The 9,012-nt window shown below is 68.7% G+C and carries 10 protein-coding genes; 9 read left to right on the top strand and 1 reads right to left on the bottom strand.

Features of this window, described 5'->3' with window-relative positions; all coding sequences use genetic code 11:
- Positions 1–266: 266 nt before the first annotated feature.
- The 6 genes from ACFYMC_RS00005 to ACFYMC_RS00030 all read left to right on the top strand — a co-directional run bounded on the left by ACFYMC_RS00005 (position 267) and on the right by ACFYMC_RS00030 (position 3,234).
- A complete protein-coding gene (locus tag ACFYMC_RS00005; protein WP_388516325.1) occupies positions 267–791 on the top strand; it encodes a DUF6879 family protein in 525 nt (174 codons plus the stop codon).
- Between the two features lie 18 nt (positions 792–809).
- Positions 810–1,658 (top strand): helix-turn-helix domain-containing protein, encoded by an 849-nt coding sequence (locus ACFYMC_RS00010; protein WP_388516328.1) that lies wholly within the window; start codon positions 810–812, stop codon positions 1,656–1,658.
- Between the two features lie 94 nt (positions 1,659–1,752).
- Entirely contained in the window at positions 1,753–1,956 is a 204-nt protein-coding gene (locus ACFYMC_RS00015) for a hypothetical protein (protein ID WP_388516331.1), read from the top strand.
- A gap of 5 nt (positions 1,957–1,961) precedes the next feature.
- Positions 1,962–2,174, top strand: a complete 213-nt coding sequence (locus ACFYMC_RS00020) for a hypothetical protein (protein ID WP_388516334.1) — start codon at positions 1,962–1,964, stop codon at positions 2,172–2,174.
- 278 nt (positions 2,175–2,452) lie between these two features.
- Entirely contained in the window at positions 2,453–2,677 is a 225-nt protein-coding gene (locus ACFYMC_RS00025) for a DUF397 domain-containing protein (protein ID WP_073773495.1), read from the top strand.
- Positions 2,678–2,757: 80 nt separating this feature from the next.
- Positions 2,758–3,234, top strand: coding sequence for a hypothetical protein (locus ACFYMC_RS00030; protein ID WP_388516337.1), 477 nt, complete (start codon positions 2,758–2,760; stop codon positions 3,232–3,234).
- Between the two features lie 62 nt (positions 3,235–3,296).
- Here ACFYMC_RS00030 and ACFYMC_RS00035 read toward each other — a convergent pair whose 3' ends face one another.
- Positions 3,297–4,034 carry a recombinase family protein gene (locus ACFYMC_RS00035; protein WP_388516340.1) on the bottom strand — a complete coding sequence of 246 codons (738 nt, stop codon included), beginning with the start codon at positions 4,032–4,034 and terminating at the stop codon, positions 3,297–3,299.
- A 106-nt stretch (positions 4,035–4,140) separates the two neighbouring features.
- On the opposite strand from ACFYMC_RS00035, the gene ACFYMC_RS00040 reads away from it, so the two are divergent.
- The 3 genes from ACFYMC_RS00040 to ACFYMC_RS00050 form a co-directional block, all read left to right on the top strand.
- Positions 4,141–4,401: a Scr1 family TA system antitoxin-like transcriptional regulator gene (locus ACFYMC_RS00040; protein WP_388516343.1), complete on the top strand. Its 261-nt coding sequence runs from the start codon at positions 4,141–4,143 to the stop codon at positions 4,399–4,401.
- Between the two features lie 348 nt (positions 4,402–4,749).
- Positions 4,750–5,532 carry a TIGR03936 family radical SAM-associated protein gene (locus ACFYMC_RS00045; protein ID WP_388516346.1) on the top strand — a complete coding sequence of 261 codons (783 nt, stop codon included), beginning with the start codon at positions 4,750–4,752 and terminating at the stop codon, positions 5,530–5,532.
- 233 nt (positions 5,533–5,765) lie between these two features.
- A partial coding sequence (locus tag ACFYMC_RS00050) for an Rne/Rng family ribonuclease (RefSeq protein ID WP_388517021.1) occupies positions 5,766–9,012 on the top strand: 3,247 nt, incomplete at its 3' end.

A 9,012-nucleotide genomic window follows, 5' to 3' on the forward strand; every position in this document is an offset into this window, starting at 1 on the left:
CAGCAGCCTGGGCTACCGCAGCCCCGCCGACTACGAGACCACACTCGCGGTCTGACCACCACAACGAGGGTGTCCGTCAAAGCGGAGCAAGCTCAACGGATCACCCGCTGTGTGGGTGGACCAGGAGTCGAAGGATCTTGTGATCCAGGGGTGGACGGCAGACGAGCGGACCACGGGCGAGAGCTCGCGAGATGTGCCGATCCCCGGGCACGAGTCGGTGATCAGGGTTCCGAAGCGGATGATCCCGCTTCTCAGGGAGGCGCTCCGTGTCGCAGAGTCTGACTGACTTCTCTGACCTCATCAGGTCAGTGCAGGAGTCAGCCGTGCATCTTGAGATGCGCGACACGTACGGCGTCGAGAACGAGATCGAAGGCTTCGCCGCGTGGAAGCAAGGGCGCCGGCTCGACCCTGAGGACCGGGGTTCGTGGTGGCGTCCCTGGCTCGACCTCGTTCAGGAGGTCACGGCCAAGGGCGTGGTCATCCGACGTGCCCGCATCGTCTCGGAGCCGGTCAGCGATTACATCGCCTTCGAGCACTCGGGCTCCTTTACGAACGTGGCGGCCGGAGAGCAGATCCGTTGGCTGCCCCGTCGCAACGCCTCGGACCTTGCCCTGCCGGGCAACGACTTCTGGCTGTTCGACGGCCGCCTTGTCCAGTTCAACGTCTTCGACGGCGTCGGCCGGTGGGTCCACACTGACCAGACGGAAGACCCTGCCGCAGTTGATCTGTGCGCGTCGGCGTTCGAAGCGGTGTGGGAGCGAGCCATCCCGCACGAGAAGTACGCCGTCTGATTCCTGACCGGTCAGCTCATGCCTTCCTCTCCACTCTCCAGCGCCCAAGCGGCACGAGCCGCTGTGGCTGCCCGCTTGCAGGGCCTCATGCAAGACGCTGGCCTGACAGGGCATGAGCTGGCCGCTCTGTGCGGCTGGCACAAGTCGAAGTCATCCCGGATCGCGCGGGGCAAGACGCCACCCTCGGACGCAGACATCCGTGCCTGGTGCGCTGCCTGCGGGGCCGACGATCACGCGGCCGATCTGATCGCTGCGTCCCGAAACGCAGAGTCGATGTACGTCGAGTGGTGGCAGATCCACCGTGACGGGATGCGGCGCATCCATGAGCAGACCGTCCCGCTGTACCAGCGGACCCGCTCCTTTCGCGTGTACGCCTCGAACGTCATGCCGGGGATGCTCCAGACCCCCGGCTACGCGACAGGGCTCCTACGGTCCATCACGGCCTTTCAGGGGACACCGGACGATGTGGCGGACGCCGTGCAGGCTCGGGCCCAACGGTCCCGCGTGATCCGGGAAGGGGACCATCGGTTCGCCCTGGTGCTCGAAGAGACGGTTCTCTACTACCGGGTGAGCGACGATGCCGCGATGGCGGCCCAGCTTGAACACGTGCTCTCGGTGATGGGACAGCCGAACGTATCCCTCGGCATCATCCCCGCACGGGCCCGCCGTACCGTCTGGCCGCTCGAAGCCTTCTACGCCTTCGACGATCAACAGGTGGCGGTGGAGACTCTCACCGCAGAGATCAACCTGACCACGCCCGGCGAGATCCGTACGTACCTCCGGGCCTTCTCCGAGCTGTCCCGATCCGCCGTGCGCGGAGCCGAAGCCCGCGCCCTGATCACGAAGGCTCTCGCCGCCCTCGGGTGAATCCGTGCAACCGCGTGCAACAGCGTGGACCCCTCACGACCCCGCTCTCTACGGTCTGTTCATCGACCTCGGAAGCGACAGGGAGGGCGCGACGGTGACGAGGACAGAACCCACGCAATGGCAGGAAGTGCCGGTGGAGCTGCCGCTCCGGGAGGAGCGCCCTGCGCCCCGTCCAGTACCCGGGTGCCCCGAGTGCGCGCGGCTCGGCCAGCTCCGGAAGGCGGCCGGGATGGAGCACGACAGCACCACGGTCGCCGACTGCAACATCCTGCTTCGGATGCACGGGACCGGCCACTGATGGACATGCAGACGTGGAGGGACGCCAGAGCTCAGGCGACGGACGCGACGGAGTCCATACGTGCGGCACTCGCCGCCCTGGGGGTTCCCGAGTCCGCGTGGAGCAGCGTCAGGCCCGTGGTGACACACACCGGGCAGGCGTACGTCCATCTCGGGATGATCCGCGCTGACGCGGTCGAGCAGATCGCAGAGGCACTGCGGGTGCCCTCGGCTCCCTGAGCCGATCACAGAATCCTGTCACCGCTGCCCTCCCTGCGGGAGACAGGTAGTCCCCCGATCGACAAGCCGTTGAGCAGAGACAGGACGTGTCTCGTCTGGGCTGACGTGCCCAGGTTCCGGCCCGGTCCGCCCCTTGACTTGGGTGCCGCCCTGGGCGGTGAGGGCAACCGCTTCGGACCCAGGGAAACCGAAGCACCCATCCAAGACTTCCGCTCCATCGAGGGCGGGGCGCGGCCGGCACTCGCTCGGCCGTGAAGCAGATCAGGAAGGGCACAACGATGACCGACCTGTACGGGCTCCCGATCGAGGGAGCCGAGTTCTCGAAGGCGTGCGGCGGCAGTACCCACCCGGACGGCGAGGCGTGCGTAACCCTCGCGAAGATCGGGCCGGACGCGTGGGCCATGGGTGACAGCAAGCGCCCGGACGCTCAGCCGCTCCGCTTCACCACGGCCGAGCTGAGCGCGGCGGGCATCGACCCCGCGCGCTTCGACCTCTCCGCCTGATCCACGGCGCCACCTGAACTGACGGCCCTGCCCTCACGCCGACGGGCGGGGCCGTCGTCATCTTTCGGAACGGAGCAGCGGTGCACAACCACGGTTACGCATGGGTGGGGGAGAAGAAGACGTTCGACAGGGAGAGCATCCGCAGACCGCCCGGCCAGGCCCCGGCGGCGACCAGTGAGCAAGAGGTGCACGACCGGTACCGAGAAGCCGTGGCCGTGTTCCCGACTGCCGACCTGCCTCCGATCCAGACGGCGCACTGGCTCATGAAACCGCCCTCGCTCATCAGAGGGACATGGGCGGAGCCCAAGGAAGCCGGGGAGTGGCTGGGTCTCCAGCTTGCGGAGTACGCACCTCGCTTCGCCTCTGATGAGGATCGGGAAGTGACCAGGCTGGTTCTCCTGGTGAAGGCCGCAGTGGAGCGGCTGACGTGGGGAGGAGACGTATCCCTCGGCCACTACCTGAAGGGCACTGTCTTCCACTCCGTCGCCCTGGTGACGTGCTCGCCGAATCGTGCCGCTCCCGACCTGCCCTGTCCTGCCCGGCAGGCCCGTGTGTGACGGTGCATGACAGAGGCCCCCGACTGATGCCGGGGGCCTGCGTAAGCGTCTGTGCGCCTGTCTCAGGCGCTCTCTCCCAGGTGCCGATACAACGTGGCACGGCCGATTCCCAGGGCCTTGGCGATGGCCGTGACGCTGTCTCCCTTGGCGTGCCGGGCACGGGCCACGGCCAGGGTGTCATCGTCCACGACCGACGGACGCCCACCGACGTTGCCCTTACGGGCCGCAGCCTCCAGCCCTTCCAACGTCTTCTCCCGGATGCCTTCCCGCTCCACCTCTGCACTGACGGCAAGCACGGCGAACACGATGGCACCTGCCCCGTTCGGGTCGTACACGCCCTGAAGGGGACCGGACAGGAGTTCCAGTTGGATGCCGTCCGCCTGAAGGGTGGAAGACAACGTCATCAGCTCTGACGCACTGCGGGCAAGGCGCTTCATCTCGACCACGGTCAGGATGACCGGCTGATTCGGTGCGGCTGCCTTGATCTCCCGTGCCAGCGTGAGCGCCTTCTCCAGCTCCGGCCGCTCCTTCACACGGGTACTGATCTTCTCCGAGAACACGCGGGTGCAGTCGGCACGGGCAAGCATGTCCAACTGAGACTGGAGTTCCTGTCCAACGGTGGAGCAACGGGCGTAGCCCAGTCGAATCGCTGCGCCCGGTATCGCGTCGGGCACCTGTGTGACAGGAGCGCCCTCCGTCCACGCCTTGCCGGGGTTGCGGTCGGTCGGAGTCTTTACGTTCAGTTCCGCCTTGAGCGCGGGCACCAGGGCGAAGCGGCCCGTGTGGTAGTTCGCTGCCACCTTGCCCGTGGTCGTTCGCAGGGGCTACCGGCAGGGGCATCGCACTTCGGGCAGGCGTGACGCTCGACCTGATCGGCCGGGGTGTTCGTGGTCATGACGAGACCACGTGCTCTCGGTGATGGGACAGCCGAACGTATCCCTCGGCATCATCCCCGCACGGGCACGCCGTACCGTCTGGCCGCTCGAAGCCTTCTACGCCTTCGACGATCAACAGGTGGCGGTGGAGACCCTCACCGCAGAGATCAACCTGACCACGCCCGGCGAGATCCGTACCTACCTTCGGGCCTTCTCCGAGCTGTCCCGGTCCGCCGTGCGCGGAGCCGAAGCCCGCGCGCTGATCACGAAGGCGCTCGCCGCACTCGGGTGAATCCGTGCAACCGCGTGCAACAGCGTGGACCCCTCACAACCCCGCCCTTGCTGATCGGCGGGGGTGGGGGAGGGTGCCGGGCACAACGCCGAGGCTTTCCTGAACACCTGTTCTGTTCCTCTGCCTCAGGTGCTCCCGACCTGGCACAGCCGTGTTCCGTCCGGCTCCCCGGGAACCGCCGAGGTCACCGGCGCGTACTCTGGGTAGTACGACAGCCGAGGGTGCGGCCACGACGCCGCGCCGGTTGCGACACACGTCATAGGGCGGAGCCAGAGCGCTCGCGCCCCGCACCGAGGAGAAGAACCACTGGGCAAGCGACAGCCCGAAGGCCCGCCGCCCGCACCGGCAGTGCAGCGCATCCGCCTGCGCTACACCAAGCGGGGCCGCCTCCGGTTCACCAGCCACCGAGACTTCCAGCGCGCCTTCGAGCGGGCTCTGCGCCGTGCCGAGGTGCCGATGGCCTACTCGGCGGGCTTCACCCCGCATCCGAAGGTCTCCTACGCGAACGCCGCGCCCACCGGCACCGGCAGTGAGGCCGAGTACCTGGAGATCGCGCTCACCGCGCCCCGTGACCCGGGCAAGCTCAGGGAACTGCTCGACGAGTCGCTCCCGGACGGCCTGGACGTCACCGACGCCGTTGAGGCCCGTACCTCAGGATTGGCCGACCGGCTCACCGCGTCCGTCTGGGAGCTACGGCTGGACCGGGTGACGCTGGATGAGGCCGAGCGCGCGGTGACGGCGTTCCTGGCCGCCGAGACGGTCGAGGTGGAGCGGCGTACCAAGAGCGGTATGCGCGCCTTCGACGCGCGGGGCGCGGTCGTGAGCCTGGAAGCGCTGCCGGCACCCGTCGCTGTCGATAGGACGCCGGACAGTGCCTGTGCGATACTGCGGCTGGTTGTGCGGCACGTGACACCCGCCGTGCGACCCGACGACGTCCTGTCCGGTCTTCGCGCTGTGGCCGACCTGGCGCCGCCGGTCCCCGCTGCGGTGACCAGGCTGGCGCAGGGGCTCTTCGACGAGGAGTCCGGCACGGTGACCGACCCGCTCGCGCCCGACCGCGAGGCAGTTACGGCCGCCCCACCCACGGCCGCCGTTGCCGCCGACGCGAAGGCGCCGGAAGGCACCGCGTAAGGAGCGGTCGTCGTAGCGCAGCCCTGGAATCCGGGAGCCACCTGGGTCGGGCCGCGCTCTGACCTAGGAGACTTTCGCCAGGCCGTACGTGTAGAGCGTAGGGAACCGGCGAGTGAGACAACAGCTCCCGTGCGGCGCACGCGCCCCGGACGCCGAGACCGTGATGTGACTGCGGCTTGCGGCGGACTGGACACAGGCGCGGCGCCCGGGAGCGTGACGGGAGAACCGCCCGCATGCTTGAGAACGAATCGCCTGAGGTTGAGAACCGCCGCAACGCCGCGGAGAACAGCCCTAGTGACACCCTGCCCCCGCGCCGTCGGCGTCGGGCGGCGTCCCGGCCCGCCGGTCCGCCGGTCGCCGGCGACAACACCGCTGAGAACGCCGCCGAGAAGACCACCACCGAGAACACGGCTGAGGTTGCCGCTCCGGTGGTGGCTGAGGAGGCTTCGGCTGCTCCGGCCCGTACGCGTCGTCGTGCGGTGCGTAAGACGGCTTCGCCGGTGGCTGAGGAGGCTGTGGCCACCGAGAACACGGCTGAGGTCGCGGCTCCGGTGGTGGCTGAGGAGGCTTCGGCTGCTCCGGCCCGTACGCGTCGTCGTGCGGTGCGTAAGACGGCTTCGCCGGTGGCTGAGGAGGCTGTGGCCACCGAGAACACGGCTGAGGTCGCGGCTCCGGTGGTGGCTGAGGAGGCTTCGGCTGCTCCGGCCCGTACGCGTCGTCGTGCGGTGCGTAAGGCCACGTCTGCCGCGCCCGGCCCGGCTGCGGCCGAGCCCGCTGCCGAGCAGACCGCCGAAGCGGCACAGGAGGCCCCCGCCGCCACCCGCACGGTCACGGTCGCCGATGTGCTCGAAGGGCCCAAGAGCCGGTCCCGCCGTCGTGCCACCCGGGCCAGCAGCTCCGCAGAGTCGGCCACGGAGCCGGTCGCGGAGGAGCCCTCGGCCAAGCCCGCCAAGGCTGCGAAGAGCGCGCCCACCCGGGCCCGTAGGGCAACCCGTCCTGTGGCACCGGTTTTCCAGGCCCCGGTCTTCACCGAACCGATGTTCCAGACGCCGGAGACGGCCGCGGCTGCTGCCGCCGCCGCGGCGGAGCTCGCCACCGAAGCGACCGAGGAAGAGGTCGTCGAGGAGGTGGAGACCGCTCCCGCGCCGCAGCCGGCGGCCCGCCGCCGTCGCCGCCGAGGTGCGGCAGCCGAGCCCGAGCCGGCAGCCGAGCCCGTGGCTGTGGAGCCCGAGCATGCCGCCGTTGTGTCCGAGGAGTCCGGCGACGAGGAAGCCGCGGACTACGAGGACGCAGAGGAGTCCGGCGAGCGTCCGACGCGCCGTCGCCGCCGTGGTGGCCGCCGTCGTCGTCGTGGCGATTCCCCGGAGCTGGAGGAGTCCACCGAGTCCGAGGAGAACAACACCGAGGACCAGGCCGAGCCCACCGAGCAGGACGAGGACGAGCTGGACGAGGACGAGGGAGCCGCACTCGGTTCCAGCTCCAGCCGTCGTCGGCGGCGCCGTCGTCGGCGCAGCGGTGACACTCCGGCGGAAGCCGACACCAGCGCTGATGACCCGGAACGCACCGTGGTCAAGGTCCGCGAGCCGCGCCCGAAGGCTGAGCCTTCGGACGAGGTGCAGTCCATCAAGGGCTCTACGCGGCTCGAAGCCAAGAAGCAGCGGCGCCGTGAGGGGCGCGAGCAGGGGCGTCGTCGGGTACCGATCATCACCGAAGCGGAGTTCCTCGCGCGCCGTGAAGCGGTCGAGCGGGTCATGGTGGTCCGCCAGCACGGTGACCGCACCCAGATCGGCGTGCTTGAGGACAACGTGCTCGTGGAGCACTACGTCAACAAGGAGCAGGCCACCTCGTACGTCGGCAACGTCTACCTGGGCAAGGTCCAGAACGTCCTGCCTTCCATGGAGGCCGCCTTCGTCGACATCGGCAAGGGCCGCAACGCCGTGCTGTACGCCGGCGAGGTCAACTTCGAGGCGCTCGGCATGGCCAACGGCCCGCGGCGCATCGAGTCCGCGCTGAAGTCCGGCCAGTCCGTGCTCGTGCAGGTCACCAAGGACCCGATCGGTCACAAGGGTGCTCGCCTGACCAGCCAGGTCTCGCTGCCTGGCCGTTACCTGGTCTACGTGCCCGAGGGTTCGATGACCGGCATCAGCCGCAAGCTGCCCGACACCGAACGTGCCCGTCTGAAGAGCATCCTCAAGAAGATCGTCCCCGAAGACGCCGGGGTCATCGTGCGGACCGCGGCTGAGGGTGCGAGCGAGAACGAACTGCGTCGTGACGTGGAGCGTCTCCAGGCGCAGTGGGAGGAGATCCAGAAGAAGTCGAAGATGATCTCCACCAGTTCGCCGAGTCTGCTCTACGGCGAGCCGGACATGACCGTTCGGGTCGTGCGGGACATCTTCAACGAGGACTTCTCGAAGGTCATCGTCAGCGGTGACGAAGCCTGGGAGACGATCCACGGCTACGTATCGCACGTGGCCCCGGACCTCGCCGACCGCCTGTCGAAGTGGACTTCTGAGGTCGACGTCTTCGCGACGTACCGCATCGACGAGCAGCTGATGAAGGCGCTGGACCGCAAGGTCTGGTTGCCGAGCGGTGGTTCGCTGGTCATCGACAAGACCGAGGCCATGATCGTGGTCGACGTCAACACCGGTAAGTTCACCGGTCAGGGCGGCAACCTCGAAGAGACCGTCACCCGCAACAACCTGGAGGCGGCCGAGGAGATTGTGCGCCAGCTACGGCTGCGCGACCTCGGTGGCATCGTGGTCATCGACTTCATCGACATGGTTCTTGAGTCCAACCGGGACCTGGTGCTGCGGCGTCTGCTGGAGTGCCTGGGCCGGGACCGGACCAAGCACCAGGTGGCCGAGGTGACCTCTCTGGGACTGGTCCAGATGACCCGAAAGCGTGTGGGTCAGGGCCTGCTGGAGTCGTTCTCCGAGACCTGTGTGCACTGCAACGGCCGAGGCGTGATCGTCCACATGGAGCAGCCGGCCGCGGCTGGTGGTGGAGGAAAGCGCTCGAAGAAGCGTGGCCGTGGCGGCGAGGGTGCCAGCGGCATCGAGACGGACGTCGTGGACACCACCGAGGCCGAGGTGGAGAGCGAGGCCGAGGTGGCTGCGGAAGCAGCCGCGCCGATCGCGCTGCCCGCGCCCGACTTCATGCCGGACGAGGAGCTCTACGGCAGCGTCGCCGAGGCGGAGGCCGCGGCGGGAGTGGGCGGCGGACGGCGTTCTCGTCGTCGGGCGACGCGTAAGGTGTCGGCGCCGGCTGGTTCGCCGAAGGCGGTGGAGGCTGTCGAGGCGGCTCCTATGGTGGTTGAGCCTGAGCCCGAGCCGGTGGTGGAGGCCGAGCCGGTGGCTGAGCCTGAGCCGGTGGTGGAGGCTGCTCCGAAGGGGCGTTCTCGTCGTCGGGCGACGCGTAAGGTGTCGGCGCCGGCTGGTTCGCCGAAGGCGGTGGAGGCTGTCGAGGCGGCTCCTGTGGTGG

The sequence above is a fragment of the Streptomyces sp. NPDC006879 genome (assembly GCF_042869595.1).
Taxonomy (GTDB): domain Bacteria; phylum Actinomycetota; class Actinomycetes; order Streptomycetales; family Streptomycetaceae; genus Streptomyces.

Bases quoted from the DNA above. Each gene is read 5' to 3' on its own strand.
- ACFYMC_RS00010 (WP_388516328.1), top strand. From the start codon at position 810: ATGCCTTCCTCTCCACTCTCCAGCGCCCAAGCGGCACGAGCCGCTGTG.
- ACFYMC_RS00020 (WP_388516334.1), top strand. From the start codon at position 1,962: ATGCAGACGTGGAGGGACGCCAGAGCTCAGGCGACGGACGCGACGGAG.
- ACFYMC_RS00025 (WP_073773495.1), top strand. From the start codon at position 2,453: ATGACCGACCTGTACGGGCTCCCGATCGAGGGAGCCGAGTTCTCGAAG.